Raw genomic sequence first — 17,463 nt, 5'->3', positions numbered from 1 at the left:
GTATGATCAAAGTGATGATAGCAGAAGATCAGGAATTGATTCGTCAAAGTCTGGAATTTGTGATTTCCAATAAAGAAGATATGAAAATTGTAGGTCTGGCAGCAACCGGCAAGGAAGCAGTGGAGCTGGCAAAGGATAAGAAGCCGGATGTCATATTAATGGATATAAGGATGCCAGAGATGGATGGAGTAGAGGCAACCAAGGTTATTAAGAAAATGAATCCAGACATTAAAATCATTATATTGACTACTTTTGATGATGATGAATATGTTTTTGATGCACTAAAAAATGGGGCCAGTGGATATCTCTTAAAAGGGATATCATTAAATGAATTGGTTGAATCCATTCGGATTGTAATGAATGGCGGCTCATTAATTAATCCTTCAGTGGCTACTAAAGTATGCAAGTTTTTTTCTCAAATGGCTGAAGCGGATTATACAAGTAAAATCCAAAATGATGCACTTTCGTCTTTAAATAAAAACGAACTTAAAATTATGAAACTTATTGGGATGGGGCTTTCAAATAAGGAGATTACAAAAGAGCTTAATTTCAGCGAAGGAACAGTGAGAAATTATATCAGCAATATATTAAGTAAATTAAATTTAAGAGACAGGACTCAAATTGCTATTTTGGCAGTGCAGAGTGGAATTACCATGGGAAATAACATAGATAGTGATTGAACAGGACCCTTAAATATAGTTCATATATTTAAGGGTTTTATTTTATATTAAATCAAAAATGCTGTAAGAAACTTGTACATATTTTAGAAAGCAGACAAACAGATATTGTGAAAATACACAAATGTAATTTAGATGATGACAAATGTAATTATAATTAAATGACATAATACACATGATGTATTTTGCATTTAGCTGTATAATTTGCACATATAAAATTCAATTTTAACTTTTAGGAGGGGTTTTGATGAAAAAGAGAGTTTTCCCAATTCTAATGGTGCTTACCATGGCATTTTCCTTGTTTGCAGGGTGTGGTACAAGCAATCAAAAGTCGACAGTCAGTGAGCCTGAATCTACATCTGCTGAAATTGAGGCATCCAAAGCGTCAAAAGATGAAAACAAGCAAAGAAGATTTGGTGCAACATTTATGACCTTAAACAATCCATTCTTTGTAACTTTAAACGAAGGATTAAAACAAGCTATTGAAGCCAACGGAGATAAATTAATCACCCTTGACCCACAGTTAGATCTTAACAAACAAATAGCAGGAGTAGAAGATTTGATTGCACAAGGTGTTGATGGAATCTTCTTAAACCCTGTTGACTGGAAAGGAATTAAGCCAGCATTAGAAGCAGCCAATAAGGCAGGTGTGCCTGTATTCGTAGTGGATGCCCCCGTATTTGATGATGATTTGGTAGTCACAACAGTAGCATCGAATAACTGGGAAGCAGGAGTATTGGCTGCTAAACACTTAACAGAAACCTTAGGGATTACAGAAGGTAATGTGGTTATTCTGGAGCATCCAACAGCAAAATCTGCTATAGAGAGAACAGACAGCTTTATTGAAACGATTAAGCAATATCCGGGACTTAAAATTGTAGCACAACAATCTTCGGAGGGACAATTAGAACAAGCAATGCCTGTCATGGAAAACATCATTCAGGCAAATCCGGACATTACAGTGGTTATGGCGTTGAATGATCCAACGGCCTTGGGAGCCATTGCAGCTTTAGAAGCGGCTGGAAAATTAGATGATGTAAAAGCAATCTATGGAGTAGACGGCTCAGAAGATGGAAAGAAGATGGTTAAAGAAGGAAAATTGACTGCAACAGCTGCACAATATCCTTCAGAAATAGGAAGGATAGCAGTAGAAGCAGCATACAAACACCTCAATGGAGAAACGGTAGACCACGAAATTAAGGTGCCTGTAAAACTATTAACGAAGGAAAATGTAGATACAGATGGAAATAACGGTTTCTAATCAGGATGTATGAAAAATGCTTGTGGATTTACTGTGGGTAAGTCCACAAGCATTTCTAAGAGGAGGGGTGAAATGGACGAAGTCATTTTAAGCATGAGAAATATTCATAAACGATTTCCGGGAGTATATGCACTAAAAGATGCCAAATTAGAATTGAAACAGGGTGAAGTTCATGCATTGCTTGGAGAAAATGGAGCTGGGAAGTCCACGTTGATGAAAATTTTAGGCGGCATCTATCAGGCAGATGAAGGAGATATTTATATAAAGGGAAGAAAAGTAGAAATAACAGGTGTTCACAGTGCTCACGCCAATGGAATCAGCATTATTCATCAGGAGTTGTGTCTGGCGCCTAATATGACTGTAGCAGAAAATATCTTTTTAGGAAGAGAAGAGATTAAAAAAGGGTTAGGATTTGTAAACTTCTCTGAGATGAATAAAAAAGCTCGTAATTTAATGGATTCTCTAGGATTAAGTATTGAGCCTACAGAGATTGTTGGCACTTTAAGTGTAGCAAAGCAGCAAATGATAGAAATTGTAAAAGCACTTTCTGTGGGGGCAAATATTCTTGTGATGGATGAACCGACAGCATCCCTTTCTAAAAAAGAAGTAGAAATGTTGTTTAAAACCATTGAGGAGTTAAAGAAAAAAGGCATTTCGATTATTTATATCTCTCACAGAATGGAAGAACTCTTTAGAATTACTGATAGAATTACTGTCATGAGAGATGGGCAGTATATCGGCACCAAAATAACGAAAGAAACCTCAAGAGATGAGCTTATTACCATGATGGTAGGCCGTGAATTAAAAGATTTATATGTAAAATCAGACCATGAAATAGGAGAGATTGTTCTTGAGGTCAGAAATCTTAATAGAAAAGGCGTTTTAAATAATATCAGTTTTTCCCTTCGTAAAGGGGAGATTTTAGGCATTTCCGGCCTTGTAGGAGCGGGAAGAACAGAATTAGCCAGAGCAATCTTTGGGATAGATAAATATGATTCAGGTACCATTATGATTGAAGGGAAGGAAGTTAAAATAAATTGTCCGTTAGATGCGATGAACAATGGGATTGGTCTGGTACCGGAGGACAGAAAGAAACAAGGTTTAGTATTAATTAGGAGTATAGGATATAATGTTACACTTCCGGTATTAAGCAAATTCATTAAAGGACCACGGGTGAATAAAGCATTAGAAGAAGAAATTGCTCAAGACTTTATTTCAAAACTATCTATAAAAACTCCCTCTATGAATCAAGCTGCCAAAAACTTAAGCGGTGGCAATCAGCAAAAAGTGGTTATTGCTAAATGGCTGGCGACCAACCCTAAAGTATTGATTCTGGATGAACCAACAAGAGGTGTTGACGTAGGAGCGAAAGCAGAGATTTATGGGATTATGAGCATGTTGGCAAAACAAGGGGTTGGAATTATTATGATTTCTTCTGAATTACCGGAAGTCATTAACATGAGTGACAGGGTTTTGGTTATGTACCAAGGAAACATAACAGGAGAATTAAGGAGGGAACAGTTAAATCAAGAGTGCATTATGCATTATGCTACAGGAGGGATGAAAAATGTCGGCTAAAACAGATGCAGCAATTGGGAATCATAACTTAAATAATAAGATTCTCGATAAACTTCAACAGGGTATTATGGGCTATGTTAAAAGATATGGAGGCATATTGATTGGGTTTATTACAATGTGTATTGCATTGAGTATATTGTCGCCAGTATTTTTAACAGCCAGTAATATTTTAAATGTATTAAGACAAATTTCAACCAATGCCATATTAGCTTTTGGGATGACATTTGCAATTATTATCTGTGGAATTGATTTATCTGTCGGTTCGGTATTGGCATTATCAGGAACATTATCAGCAGGATTGATTACATTATCGGGAATACCTACGCCGATCGCTGTTTTAATTGGGTTAACTTTAGGGACACTGATTGGATTACTAAATGGAGTCATTATTGCAAAGACTGGACTTCCGGCATTTATTGTAACATTATGTACAATGCTTATGGCCAGAGGGGCAGCTTATGTGTATACAGACGGAATGCCTGTCCGTACCATTGAAGAAAGTTTTAATTTCATAGGTAACGGCTATTTAGGCCCTATACCTTTACCCATTATCTATATGGCTGCTTTTTTTGTATTTACAACGATTTTATTAAATAAAACAAAATTCGGCAGACATGTATACGCTGTAGGAGGTAATGTGGATGCTGCAAAATTCTCGGGGATAGATATTCAGAAAGTCCAAATAGGCGTATTCACTCTTCTTGGATTCTCATCGGCTTTTGCAGGAATTGTATTATGTGCCAGAATGTATTCAGGACAGCCGACAGTAGGTCAGGGCTTTGAGATGGATGCCATCGCAGCCTCTGTACTGGGTGGAACCAGCATGTCCGGTGGAATTGGTACCATTGGTGGAACCATGATCGGAGCACTGATTATAGGGGTATTAAATAATGGGCTTAATATCTTAAATGTTTCATCTTTTTGGCAATCTATTATAAAAGGAGCGGTTATATTAACTGCTGTATACGTTGATTCTGTTAAAAAGAGAAAAGAAATAAAGTAAAATATTAGGTATATTTTACTAATAAAGTTATTGAACAGGCTGATATTTTATAGTATAATTAATAAAAATTATACTTTTGGTAATATTCAATCAATTTTGTTTCTTCTTATTAATTTCATTTGATGGAGTGAAAAAAATGTATGACGTTGTGGCACTTGGAGAGTTATTAATCGATTTTACTCCTGCAGGATTATCTTCAGACAAATGTTTTTTATTCGAGCAAAATCCTGGAGGTGCACCGGCGAATGTATTGGGTGTTCTGGCTAAACTCAATATGAAAACTGAATTTATCGGAAAAGTAGGTAAAGACCAATTCGGATACTTTTTAAAGGGTGTACTGGAAAACATTCGAGTTGGAACTAAAAATCTTATATTTAGCGATGAAGCGAATACGACATTGGCTTTCGTGCACTTAGATGAGAATGGAGATAGAAAGTTTAGTTTTTACCGTAATCCAGGAGCAGATATGTTGCTTAGGGAAGAGGAGATAAATTTTAGCATTATTGAAAATGCAAGAGTGTTTCATTTTGGCTCTGTTTCAATGACACATGAACTTTCCAGAAATGCTACGTTAAAAGCAGTAGAATATGCTAAAGAAAAAAAGGTCCTTATATCATATGATCCCAATTACAGACCTTTGCTTTGGAAAACGGCCGATGAAGCTAAGAAATACATGGAAAAGGGACTGGCGTATGCTGACGTTTTAAAAGTATCGGAAGAAGAGCTGCAGCTTTTAACGGGTATGACTGCAATAGAAGAGGCTGCAGGATATTTGGAAAAAAAGTATAGCATACCTCTTATTGTTGTGACATTAGGAGAGAGAGGAAGTTATTTTAGAAAATCCGGTTATGAAGCCTATATACCTTCCTATAAAGTTAAAGCGGTGGATACAACCGGAGCCGGAGATGGATTTTTAGGAGGCTTATTGTATCAAATATTGGCCAGCGGAAAAGATTTCTGCGATATAGAAGGAATGGAATTTGAAAAAATGCTGAAATTCGCCAATGCAGTGGGAGCCTTCATAACAACAAAAAGAGGAGCAATCCCTGCCATTCCTGAATTGAAAGAAATTGAGGAATTCATAAATAATCACATCAATAAATAATTGCTAAAGACGGGGAGAGAGCAATGAAAGTGTTTGATATTCGTTCCATAGGAAGAAAGATAAAGTTAGGATTAATAGTAGCTATTCTTCCATTGCTATTTGCAATTATAATTTCGCTTATAGTATCTATTCAAAATAATAGGGCTTATAATGAAGTTTGTCAGACAATTTTGATAACAAATCATATAGAAAATGTCATTAATGAACATATCCCCACTTTAGTAAGACAGCTGGCGATAGAGAGAGAAAATATATATGAAAATTCAAAAGAAGTACATGAAATTTTAGAAAGAGACCTGAAATTTTTAAGCCAAAGTATCACTGAAGAAAATAAAGAAAGCAGAAAATATTTAGAAGGCATAGAGGGATTGATTGGCACTTATTTTGGTCATATAAAAGCAATTGCAGAAAACAAACAGATGTCAATGGCAGAAGTAAGTGCAAAGTATGATGAGATTAAGAAAACGGCAGAATTTATAAATAACCAAGTGGATAATCTCATCAACAGCCAATTAACCTATAGTGAATATATTATGGAACACATTAATAAAAAGTTTCAAATGATGATTATAATATTCACGAGCATTATTATAGGGGCTATATCCATTTCTGTTATATATTCTATTTATTTATCCAATAAAATCACCCAATCTTTTAAGAAGCTGACTAAAGGGGCTATAACTATTGGCACAGGAGATTTGACAGGAGACGATATTATAATTGATTCTGATGATGAGTTAAAGATACTGGCAGATTCTTTTAATCAGATGAAAAACAATATAAAAAATATCGGTATGAGAGTTCATGAAGCTTGCTCTAATCTTGCGGTACTTGCAGAACAGTTAAACAAGAGCATAGAGCAATTTGCCAATGGAAGCAGGCAAATTGCAGAAGCAACAGAGGAAACTGCCAAAGGGGCAGAAGATCAAGTTATACATGCAAATATCTCTACAAAGATAGCAGAATCTGTCCATAAAGAACTTCTAAAAATTGCCGCAAGGTCTCAACAGATTATTAAATTATCTGATTGCTCCAATGTGCTAACTCAAGAAGGGATGGCCTCCATACATAATTTTATTCAAAAAATTGATGGCATTAATGTTGTAATGAAAAGAATAGCGTTGCAAATGGATGGGCTTAATAAAAAATCCTGTGAAATAGAAACGAGTATCCAATCCATTGGGCAAATTGCTGAACAGACGAATTTATTAGCTTTAAATGCCTCTATAGAAGCGGTAAGAGCTGGAGAAGCAGGGAAAGGGTTTTCTGTAGTAGCCAGTGAGGTAAAAAAACTTGCAGAAGAAACTGAAAAGGTAACCAAAGGAGTAATCTATGCAATTAGTGGAATTCGGTCCGAAACCATGAGCATTTCAGAGACTATTGCAGAAGGAATGAAAGAAGTATCAAATGCTGTATGCTTTATAAAAGATGCAGATGACAGCTTTAAAAATATTGAAGCCTCCAATGAAACGGTCTACAAAGAAGTTAAAGAAATTTCAAAGAGTATTGACGATTTGCTGCAGAATGTAGATAAGCTTAGTAAAGCCAGCAAAGAAATTACCCATATAGCAGAATTGGTTGCGGCCAGCAGTGAAGAAGTAGCAGCATCAACCCAGGAACAGAGTGAAAGCTTACGGGAAATGGTGCTGAATTCTAATACTCTGACCAAACAGGCAGAAGCCTTGGAAGAAACAATCAAATATTTAAAAATAGTTTGAAATTTAAACAATATAAAATCATCAATAAAAGACTTAAGGTGATTACTTTGCAGAAAGCTAAAAAGATATCAGTAAAAATTGCTTTGATTATAGCCGTACTAATAATTATAGGCTCAATTGGAAATTATAAGAAAAATCAAGAAATAGTTCTGGAGTTTGGGATATTTTCGGGAAATGCATATGATGTTCCAAATACCAACATAAACAGCTACCAAATTGTAGATGAGGCAATAGAAGAATTTCAAAAACTACATCCCGGAATAAAAGTAAAATACAGCAGGGTAGGAATTTTAAAAAATGATTACCCTGAATGGTTATCGGGAAAAATAATAGAAGGTAAAGAACCCGATGTATTTGTGGTTCAGGAAGGAGATTTTAATACTTTTGCATCCATCGGCATTATGAAAGATTTAGGCCCTTTAATAAGTAAGGACAAAGATTTTGATATCAGCAGAATGTATGAAAATGCTGTCCGATCAGGACAACTTGACGGAATTCAGTATGCTTTGCCCAGAGAAGTGGAACCTACATTAATGTTTGTGAATAAAACCCTTCTGGAAAAAGAGAATATAGAAATGCCTAAGAATGATTGGACCTGGAATGATTTTTATGAAATATGTAAAAAAGTAACAAAAGATACGGATGGTGATGGAAAAATCGATCAATTTGGGGCGGTAGATTTTACCTGGGAAGATGGTGTTTATACCAATGGACAGCAATTGTTTACTACCGACGGGAAAAAAGCCTTATTTACGCAGCCGGAGGTATTGGAAGCCATTCAATTTGTTAAGAAAATTAATGACTTAAACCAGAATATGAAAGTTACGATTGATGATTTTGATAAAGGGAATGTTGCTTTTCGTCCTTTTCCATTTTCCTGGTACAGAGTTTATAAATCTTATCCTTACCGAATTATCAGATATGACGATTTTGAATGGGAATGTGTCAAACTTCCCAAAGGGCCCAATGGAAACAATGCTTCGGAGCTTCACAGTTTTTTAATAGGCATTAGTTCAAGATCAAAACATGAAAAAGAAGCATGGGAATTTTTGAAGTTTATGGTCTGCCATCCTCAAAGTCAAAGGAATGTATTCAAATATTCCCAGGGCGTACCTGTCCTTAGGGAAGTAACAGAGTCAAAGGATGCCGATGAGGAATTGAGAAGGTACAATCCTGATGAAGAGCTTGCGGTGGATACCAGAGTTCTGGGTGAGGTGATTGAGCATTCTATTGTGACGCCTCGTTTTCATAAATACGAGAAGGCAATGGATATGGCAGATAAAGCAATTTATCAGATTATCAATGGAGGCGCTGAAATAGAAAAAACTTTAAAAAAATTAGACGATGATTTAAATGAATTTCTAAAGTAAGGCACAGGAAGAGGAGGAAAACAATGTTAATTAATAAAAATCTGATTACGCTTCATCTTGATTCTCGTACAAAAGAAGAAACTATCCGAAAGATGGCTCAAATGGCTGCTGATGAAGGCAGAGTGGTGAATATTGAGGACTATGTTAAAGCTGTATTAAGAAGGGAGGAAGAATACAGTACGGCAGTTGGTTTTGGCGTTGCCATACCCCATGGAAAAACGGATGCGGTTAAGGAGCCTTTATTGGCCTTTGCAAGAGTTAATAATATTGAATGGGGGGCTCCTGATGGAAAACCTGTCAATATGGTTTTTCTTATAGGTGTTCCGGAAAGTCAGGCTGGAACAGAACATCTAAAAATACTGGCTAATATTTCAAGAAAGCTTATGAAGCAGGAATTCAGGGATTCTTTAAACAATGCAAAAACCCCGGAGGACATTCTGAATGTTTTGGGAGAGGTCTAAAAACATAATATATAAAAGTTTGAAAGATGCCACAGGAATATATTTGGGGCAACTGCCTCATATATATAAAAATTTAATATGGGGGTTGAGAATATGAAGATTTTGGCAGTTACATCATGTCCAACAGGAATTGCCCATACCTATATGGCAGCAGAAGCCATTATGGATGCGGCAAAGGCTAAAGGTTATGAAGCAAAAGTTGAAACCAGAGGATCAGTAGGCGTTGAAAACGAATTAACGGACGATGAAATCAAACAAGCAGACGCCATTATCGTAGCAGCAGACACAGATGTTCCTATGGATCGCTTTGCCGGTAAAAAAGTTTTACAAGTTTCTGTAGGAGATGCTATAAAAGATCCAGCTGGCTTGATTGAAAAATCTCTAAAGGCACCAGTGTATGGAAAGAGCAGAGATGCATTTGATGAAGTAGAGAAAATCAAAGCTCAAAGAGCTCAGGAAAGAAAAGGTGCATATAAGCATTTGATGAATGGAGTTTCCTTTATGATCCCCTTTGTAGTAGCCGGAGGAATCGCTATCGCAATCAGCTTTATTTTTGGATATGATGCAGCAAGCAATGCAGGAACTTTGCCGGCTTACTTGAATGCAATTGGTGGTGGCAGTGCCTTTGCATTAATGGTCCCGATATTGGCTGGATATATCGCTTATTCTATTGCTGACAGACCGGGCTTAGCTCCAGGTATGGTTGGAGGAATGATCGCCAATACAATGGGCGCAGGATTTCTAGGCGGAATTATTGCAGGTTTTCTTGCAGGCTATATCGTTGTAGCTATTAAAAAATACATTAGATTGCCAAAGACTTTGCAAGGAATCATGCCTGTACTTGTTATTCCGGTATTGGGAGTTATATCCACAGGCCTTATATTATTTTATATAGTAGGAACTCCTGTAGCAGCCATAAATACGGCAATGAATAACTTTTTGGCAAATATGCAGGGTGCTAATGCAGTTGTTTTAGGAATCATTTTAGGCTTAATGATGGCGTTTGATATGGGAGGACCGGTCAATAAAGCGGCATATGCATTTGCAACCGGAACTTTAACAGCTGCAGCAGGTACAGGCTCTATGGTTATGGCAGCAGTCATGGCAGCGGGTATGGTGCCTCCTTTAGGTTTGGCTTTGGCAACTGTATTATTTAAAGACAAATTTACTCCGGCAGAAAAAGAGGCAGGAAAAGCTGCATGGGTACTTGGAATCAGTTTCATTACAGAAGGGGCAATTCCATTTGCAGCAGCAGATCCGATTAGAGTTATTCCATCCATTATGCTGGGTTCAGCTGTAACTGGTGCATTATCTATGCTGTTAGGTTGTACTTTGTCAGTACCCCATGGTGGAATATTCGTTACATTTGCAGTAACTAATATTTTGGGCTACGTTATAGCTCTTGCAGCAGGAACTGTTGTAACTGCTTTCGTTGTAGGATTTTTAAAGAAATCACAATGAATGAGACGATAGAATAAATGAGGAACGCAAAACAGCGTTCCTCATTTTGGACTGTTTTTTCAGTAAAGGAGGAGAAGGTTTTGAAACGAATTTTAGACTTAAATGCTTCCGACTTAGCTTCCATGACTAAAGAAGAAAAGCTTTTAAGCATCAAGGCAGCAGAAGGAAGAACTCTTGTTAGTGAAATTATTGGGGTATTTCCACCGATTCTTTATGACGTCAGTAACGTTGAAGTAGCGTGTGCTTTTGGCGCAGATATTATTCTTTTGAATTTTTATGATGTGGACAATCCTATGGTTTTGGGGCTTCCAACAGAAAAGGGAGAATCGGTGATCAAAGAAATCAAGCGTCTTACAGGGAGAATGGTAGGGATCAATCTGGAACCTGTGGATGAAAATGCTGTGGTGATTGATGAAAGAGTCAATCTTTCAAAAGGAAGGATGGCTTCTGCCGAAAATGTTCAAAAAGCTATTGAACAGGGAGTGGATATGGTAGTGCTCACTGGTAACCCCAAAACAGGTGTGACCAATGAAGCGATCGTAAAGAAGATTAATGAAATTTCCAGTGTTGCGGGTGATAAAATAATTATAGCTGCAGGGAAAATGCATGCTGCAGGCAGCAGAAATGAAAGCGGAAAAGGGATTATTGATCAGGAAACGGTCCTTCAATTTATTAAGGCGGGGACGGATATATTGCTTTTACCAGCGCCGGGCACAGTTCCGGGAATGACGGTAGAATACGTAAAGAGTTTAGTTGATTTTGCCCATGAGCATCATTGTATGGCCATGACAACCATAGGTACATCACAGGAGGGTGCAGACCCCGATACCATTAAGTCCATAGCATTATACAGTAAAATGACAGGAACGGATATGCATCATATTGGTGACTGTGGTATGTCTCCGGGAATTGCAACGCCGGAAAATATTATGACATATTCCATTGTTATTAAGGGGAAAAGACATACTTACAGACGCATGGCCAGGTCTGTTAACCGTTAGAAAGATTATAAGAGTTAATGCTTAAGATTAAAAATATCGAATGCTATATCCTGATATTGTACAAAAAATCAATAAAAGAGTGGGGAGATGATACCCTGCTTTTTTATTGTATAAGAATTCTTTTGAATTTCTTATACAATAAAAAGTCCTCCGCGGGATGCGCAGCCGTATGCGTTGTATTTGGTCCACTTTGCCGACCACGCTCGGTGCAAGAGATGTGTTTGTGAAACTCTTTTTGTGTTATATGAATCTTTTAAGCATTCATTCCATTGTTTTGAAAGAGTTTATTCAATATAATAACTCTAGAGTGATAAGTTTTGAAGGAGGACATTTAATTATGGTTACGATCAAGGAATTGGCACAAAGAGCAGGGGTGTCTCCTACAACGGTGTCGAATGTACTGCATGGAAGAACCAATAAGGTTTCTGTAGAAACACTGCAAAGAGTAGAGAAAGTGATTAAAGAAGCAAATTACGTTTCAAATATGGGAGCCAGATTGTTAGCCAATAATGGTTCCAAGATTATTGGCGTTCTTATTAATTACGGCAGAGAGGATCTTAGCAGCCCTGTACAAGATCCTTTTTTCAGTGAATTGGTAGGTGCATTGGAAGGAGAAATCAGAACTCAGGGTTATTATATGATGTTATACATGGCAAGAAATGTTGAAGAAAATTTAAAAATGGCACTGGCCTGGAATGTTGAGGGTTTAATTGCGGTGGGGTTTGATGCAGATGCTTGTGCAAAAATGAAGCAAAATACCCAAAAACCCATTGTATTTATTGATTGTTACTTCCATGAAGATGATCTTCTTTATACCAATGTGGGTCTTCAAGATAAAGAAGGCGGCTATGAAATGACAAAGTATCTATTGGATAACGGACATCGAAAAATTGCTTTTTTGGCAGACAGAAGAAATCCGATTGGAGTAGATGGAGAACGATTGGCAGGGTACAAACTTGCATTGAAAGAAAGAGGTATTGAGTTTCAAAAAGAAGATTTTATATTTATTGGTCATAACAAAGAGGAAAGAACAAAAGTTTTAGATGGAATTGTTAAAAATGTCATAGGAAAATATACTGCTCTGTTTTTTGCTTCTGATTTTTACGCTGCCAATGCAATTTACTATTTTAATGATCATAACATAAATGTTCCGGAGGATATTTCAGTTGTTGGATTTGACGATAATGTCTATGCAACTTTATGCCGCCCTATGCTGACTACAATGCACCAGGATGTGACACAGAAAGCCACCATTGCAATCCAGTATATCAGAGATTTAATCGCAGGGAAAAAGATCGAAATTCATGATATTAAACTGCCAACGAGATTGGTTATAAGAAACAGCGTAAAAACCATTTAAAAATATAAATGTTTTAAGGCTTATCAACAAATAATATTATTATAATCACTATTGAAATATATTTTTTGTTGTGATAATATCAAGTTATCATCATAGGTGTTTCGAAACACCTATAAAAATCACTGAAAAAATAAGCAGTGATTTAATAATGGTGTAAAAACTTCAATTAATAGGAGTGAGTTTAATGGATAAGAAGTGGTGGAAAGAAAGCGTCGTATATCAGATTTATCCCAGAAGTTTTAAGGATAGTAATGGAGACGGCATAGGTGATTTAAAAGGTATTATAGAAAAGCTGGATTATTTAAAAGAGCTGGGCATAGATGTGATCTGGCTTTCTCCGATCTATAAATCTCCTAATGATGATAATGGGTATGATATTAGCGATTATCGTGATATTATGGATGAGTTCGGAACTTTGGAAGACTTTGATACTTTACTGGAAGAAGCCCATAAAAGAGGTATTAAAATCGTTATGGATTTAGTTGTCAACCATACTTCGGATGAACATAAATGGTTTATAGAAAGCAGAAAATCCAAAGATAATCCTTACAGAGACTATTACATATGGAGAGAGAAATCAGCGGATGGAGGTCCTCCGAACAACTGGGGTTCTGTATTTGGAGGGTCAGCATGGGAATATGATGCAAATACCGATATGTACTACCTGCATTTGTTCTCCAGAAAGCAGCCGGATCTGAACTGGGATAATCCTAAAGTTCGTGAAGAAGTATTTGATATGATGACATGGTGGCTGGATAAAGGTATTGACGGATTCAGAATGGATGTAATCAGTATGATTTCAAAGACCCCTGAAATGCCTGACGGCGAAGTAAAAAACGGACTTTATGGAGATCCATTCCCTTATTGTGTTCATGGCCCGCATGTTCATGAATATTTGCAGGAAATGAATAAAAGAGTACTTTCAAAATATGATATTATGACTGTTGGGGAAACTGCCGGAGTAACTGTAGAGGAAGCAAAAAAATATGCCGGCTATGACCGCTCTGAATTAAACATGGTTTTCCATTTCGAACACATGGATTTAACCCATGGAGAACACGGCAAATGGAGCAATAAACGATTCAAACTGACAGATTTAAAAGAAGTAATGAATCGATGGCAAAAGGGTCTTGCCGGAAAGGCCTGGAACAGTTTGTATCTGAGTAATCACGATCAGCCGAGGGCTGTTTCACGCTTTGGAAATGACTCTGAAGAGTATAGAGAAGTATCTGCTAAGATGTTGGCAACCTTTCTTCATATGCATCAGGGAACACCTTATGTCTATCAGGGAGAAGAACTTGGTATGACCAATGTAAGTTTTGACTCCATAGAAGATTACAGAGATATTGAGACTCTTAATGCTTATGATGAGTTAATCAATAAGAAAGGTTTGGACAAAGATTTGGTGATGGATTATATCCATCATGTCAGCAGAGATAATGCAAGAACACCAATGCAGTGGGATGACAGCACCAATGCCGGATTTACTGCAGGCACTCCCTGGATTAATGTAAATCCAAATTATAAGTGGATCAATGCTAAGTCCCAGGTCCATGACCCAAATTCAGTATTCAATTATTATAAAAGGCTTATTGAGTTAAGAAAAGAGCATGACATTATTGTTTATGGAGATTTTGAGCTTTTATTGCCTGACAGCGAAGAAATTTATGCTTTTGTCAGAACCCTGGGCGATGAAAAATTATTGATTGTATGCAACTTTACAGACAAACATGTAGAATTTGAAATACCAGAAGCGATGAAAGGAAGCAAAAAAGAAATCTTAATTTCAAACTATGATGCGGACAGTATTGACACAACAGAAGAAAAAGCAACTTTAAGGGCATATGAGGCCAGAGTATATAAAATGTAGGAAAGCACAGCTTTCCTACATTTTATATTTTACTAATGGTTTAATCTAATCTCATTTCGTTCTAGTTCTTGGTTTTTGAAGTTTTATGAGATCAATAATATTTTCTTAATCAAAGGTTTAAATTTTTAAATAAATATGTTATGATTATTTGGTATTATTGCATAATTGAGTATAATGATTATTTAAAAACTATACTTTACTCTGCAATCATAGATTGTATAAGAGTTTGCGGCGAATGAATCAAGGCTGAAAGAGTGAAATATGCCTAAACTACTTGTACAATAATCTTTCTTATGAATTTTGATATCTGTAATGCTTAGGTGAAACACCATAAACCTGCTTAAACATCTTGGAAAATGTAAGAGGATTTTCATATCCAACTTTTACAGCGATGTCCTGGATGGACATATTGGTTGTACGAATCAATTCTGCAGCCTTTTTCAGCCGGTAGTTGAGTAAATATTTCTGTGGTGAAATATTGAGATTTTTTTTGAATATGTGGGTTAAATAAGAGCGGTTAATGCCTATATACTTTGCTATATCGCTGACTTTAATATGGTCATAATTTAAAGAGATATACTGCATGGCATAATCAATATAAGCATCGCTGGAATAATCATATTGATTTTTATTACGATTCAGGGCACTTTGAGCTTCTATTAAAATCCCCAATATTTCAAACAAATATCCAACCCGTTTGATTTCATTGGCGTAGGTCAGTTCATTGGCATCCAGGATTTTTTGAACCAGCGGCAAATATACTTTGGTGGGAATAGCAGAGGTAATCACAGGATTACTGTCTGAAAGCCCGGCATAGGAAAAATAATTGGATGCAACTGTACCGTCAAAGGTTACCCAGATATATTCCCATGGGTCTTCACTGTCCGCAAAGTATTGGATCGGAACCCCTTTAGGGATAATGAATATATCATCTTTTTTAATATGATGGACTTTATTATGAACAATCAATACCCCTTTTCCGTCCAGTACAAAATGCAAGTGGTGTTCGTTGGGAATTTTATGGTCATAAGTATATCCAGGAGGACATTTTTGTTGACCGCAGTGCACCAGGTATAAATCATTGGTTTGCTTCTTTATATTTCTTAAACAACGCAAACCCACCACATTTTTATATGTTGTTTGCTTATTCACAAAATAGTCCCCCTATTCCTTTTATAGTTACTTTCATTATATAAAAGAAAAAGGGGGAATGCAAATAGTGCTTATTTCAGGTGAAAATGTTTCATATAATCTCCGTGAGCTTCAATTAATTCATCACACATTTTTACGATATCGTCAATGCTTAGCTCTGAAGAGGTATGGGGATCTAACATAGCTGCCTGATAAATGTATTGGCGATCTTTGGTTACTGCAGCTTCTATGGTGAGCAATTGAACATTGATATTTGTCATATTCATAGCTGCCAACTGTACAGGTAATCTTCCCACATGACAAGGGGTTATTCCTCTGCCATCCACAAGACAAGGTACTTCTACGCAGGCATCTGAAGGAAGATTATCAATAAGGCCTGTATTTAATACATTTCCGCCTATTTTATAAGGTTTATTCGTAAGGATTGATTCCATGATATAAGAAGCATATTCAACAGAACGAGTATGGGTGATTTGGCCATTATTCAAAATCGCTGCTTTGTCTTTTTCCCAGTTTTCAATCTGTTCGATGCATCTTCTGGGATATTCATCCAAAGGAATATTATAAGCATCGATCAATTCAGGGTATTTTGATTTTATATAAAATGGGTTATACTCAGCATTGTGTTCGCTGGATTCTGTACAGTAATATCCCAGATGCTTTATGTATTCAAAACGCACCATGTCTGAATGTTTTTCTGTGGCATTCTTAGCAGCAGCGCGTTTTTTGATTTCAGGATAAAGATCATTACCGTATTTGTCTTTGATTTCAAGAAGCCAGCCCATATGATTGATACCTGCGATTAATTCCTTTCGGCCTTCCAGTTTATCTTCCATGCCAAGGGATTTTAATAATGTTTCAGAACATATCTGGACACTGTGGCACAATCCGATAGTTTTGACATTTGTATAACGCTGCATATATCCTGTCAACATTGCCATGGGATTGGTATAGTTTAAGAACAATGCATCGGGACATACTTCTTCTATGTCGTGAGCAAATTCTTCCATCACAGGGATCGTGCGAAGGGCTCTCATAATGCCGCCAATGCCTAAAGTATCTCCTATGGTTTGTCTTAAACCATATTTTTTCGGAATTTCAAAATCAATAATGGTGCAAGGATCATATCCACCCACTTGAATGGCATTGACTACAAAAGTTGCACCTCTTAGGGCCTCTTTACGGTTTTGAACCCCGAGATAGGTTTTTATTTTTGCCCTTCCCTGATTAACGTTTTTGTTGATTGCAGAAAGAATGATTTCAGAATCCTTTAAACGATTTTCATCAATATCGTAGAGTGCGATTTCAGCGTCGCAAAGTGATGGTGTACACATACAGTCACCTAATACATTCTTTGCAAAAACAGTACTTCCGGCTCCCATAAAAGTAATCTTTACCATAGCAATCCTCCTTGAATGATTGTGATTTAGATAGATTTATTTTAAA

Annotated in this window: 14 protein-coding genes; 12 read left to right on the top strand and 2 right to left on the bottom strand. The window is 36.6% G+C overall.

Annotation, left to right across the window (positions count from 1 at the left end):
• The first annotated feature begins 2 nt into the window (after positions 1-2).
• From JOD07_RS00505 to JOD07_RS00450, 12 genes are all read left to right on the top strand, one after another.
• The gene (locus JOD07_RS00505; RefSeq protein WP_158739718.1) at positions 3-680 is read left to right on the top strand and encodes a response regulator transcription factor; all 678 of its coding nucleotides are present in this window, start codon (positions 3-5) and stop codon (positions 678-680) included.
• Positions 681-924: 244 nt separating this feature from the next.
• Positions 925-1,938: a sugar ABC transporter substrate-binding protein gene (locus JOD07_RS00500; RefSeq protein WP_201800574.1), complete on the top strand. Its 1,014-nt coding sequence runs from the start codon at positions 925-927 to the stop codon at positions 1,936-1,938.
• Positions 1,939-2,010: 72 nt separating this feature from the next.
• Positions 2,011-3,516 carry a sugar ABC transporter ATP-binding protein gene (locus JOD07_RS00495; RefSeq protein WP_158739717.1) on the top strand — a complete coding sequence of 502 codons (1,506 nt, stop codon included), beginning with the start codon at positions 2,011-2,013 and terminating at the stop codon, positions 3,514-3,516.
• A gap of 67 nt (positions 3,517-3,583) precedes the next feature.
• Positions 3,584-4,519: an ABC transporter permease gene (locus JOD07_RS00490; RefSeq protein ID WP_201800576.1), complete on the top strand. Its 936-nt coding sequence runs from the start codon at positions 3,584-3,586 to the stop codon at positions 4,517-4,519.
• A gap of 136 nt (positions 4,520-4,655) precedes the next feature.
• Positions 4,656-5,624 (top strand): carbohydrate kinase family protein, encoded by a 969-nt coding sequence (locus JOD07_RS00485; RefSeq protein ID WP_158739715.1) that lies wholly within the window; start codon positions 4,656-4,658, stop codon positions 5,622-5,624.
• Between the two features lie 23 nt (positions 5,625-5,647).
• Positions 5,648-7,342, top strand: coding sequence for a methyl-accepting chemotaxis protein (locus JOD07_RS00480; RefSeq protein WP_204611609.1), 1,695 nt, complete (start codon positions 5,648-5,650; stop codon positions 7,340-7,342).
• Complete coding sequence (locus JOD07_RS00475; protein ID WP_201800573.1) at positions 7,339-8,712, top strand: ABC transporter substrate-binding protein; 1,374 nt, start codon at positions 7,339-7,341, stop codon at positions 8,710-8,712. Before JOD07_RS00480 ends, JOD07_RS00475 begins: the two co-directional genes overlap by 4 nt.
• A gap of 23 nt (positions 8,713-8,735) precedes the next feature.
• A complete protein-coding gene (locus JOD07_RS00470) occupies positions 8,736-9,173 on the top strand; it encodes a PTS sugar transporter subunit IIA (RefSeq protein WP_158739713.1) in 438 nt (145 codons plus the stop codon).
• A 93-nt stretch (positions 9,174-9,266) separates the two neighbouring features.
• The gene (locus JOD07_RS00465) at positions 9,267-10,634 is read left to right on the top strand and encodes a PTS fructose transporter subunit IIC (protein WP_158739712.1); all 1,368 of its coding nucleotides are present in this window, start codon (positions 9,267-9,269) and stop codon (positions 10,632-10,634) included.
• Positions 10,635-10,714: 80 nt separating this feature from the next.
• Positions 10,715-11,635, top strand: a complete 921-nt coding sequence (locus JOD07_RS00460) for a DUF7916 family protein (protein ID WP_158739711.1) — start codon at positions 10,715-10,717, stop codon at positions 11,633-11,635.
• A gap of 337 nt (positions 11,636-11,972) precedes the next feature.
• Positions 11,973-12,995 carry a LacI family DNA-binding transcriptional regulator gene (locus JOD07_RS00455; RefSeq protein WP_158739710.1) on the top strand — a complete coding sequence of 341 codons (1,023 nt, stop codon included), beginning with the start codon at positions 11,973-11,975 and terminating at the stop codon, positions 12,993-12,995.
• 184 nt (positions 12,996-13,179) lie between these two features.
• Positions 13,180-14,865 carry a glycoside hydrolase family 13 protein gene (locus JOD07_RS00450; RefSeq protein ID WP_204611607.1) on the top strand — a complete coding sequence of 562 codons (1,686 nt, stop codon included), beginning with the start codon at positions 13,180-13,182 and terminating at the stop codon, positions 14,863-14,865.
• Between the two features lie 291 nt (positions 14,866-15,156).
• Here the strand turns inward: JOD07_RS00450 and JOD07_RS00445 are convergent, their stop codons facing one another.
• Positions 15,157-16,017, bottom strand: coding sequence for a helix-turn-helix domain-containing protein (locus JOD07_RS00445; protein WP_204611605.1), 861 nt, complete (start codon positions 16,015-16,017; stop codon positions 15,157-15,159).
• 71 nt (positions 16,018-16,088) lie between these two features.
• A complete protein-coding gene (melA, locus tag JOD07_RS00440; RefSeq protein ID WP_204611603.1) occupies positions 16,089-17,417 on the bottom strand; it encodes an alpha-glucosidase/alpha-galactosidase in 1,329 nt (442 codons plus the stop codon).
• Positions 17,418-17,463: the final 46 nt, after the last annotated feature.

This window comes from Defluviitalea raffinosedens, from assembly GCF_016908775.1.
GTDB lineage: Bacteria > Bacillota > Clostridia > Lachnospirales > Defluviitaleaceae > Defluviitalea > Defluviitalea raffinosedens.
This window is presented reverse-complemented; position numbering and strand designations above follow the sequence as displayed.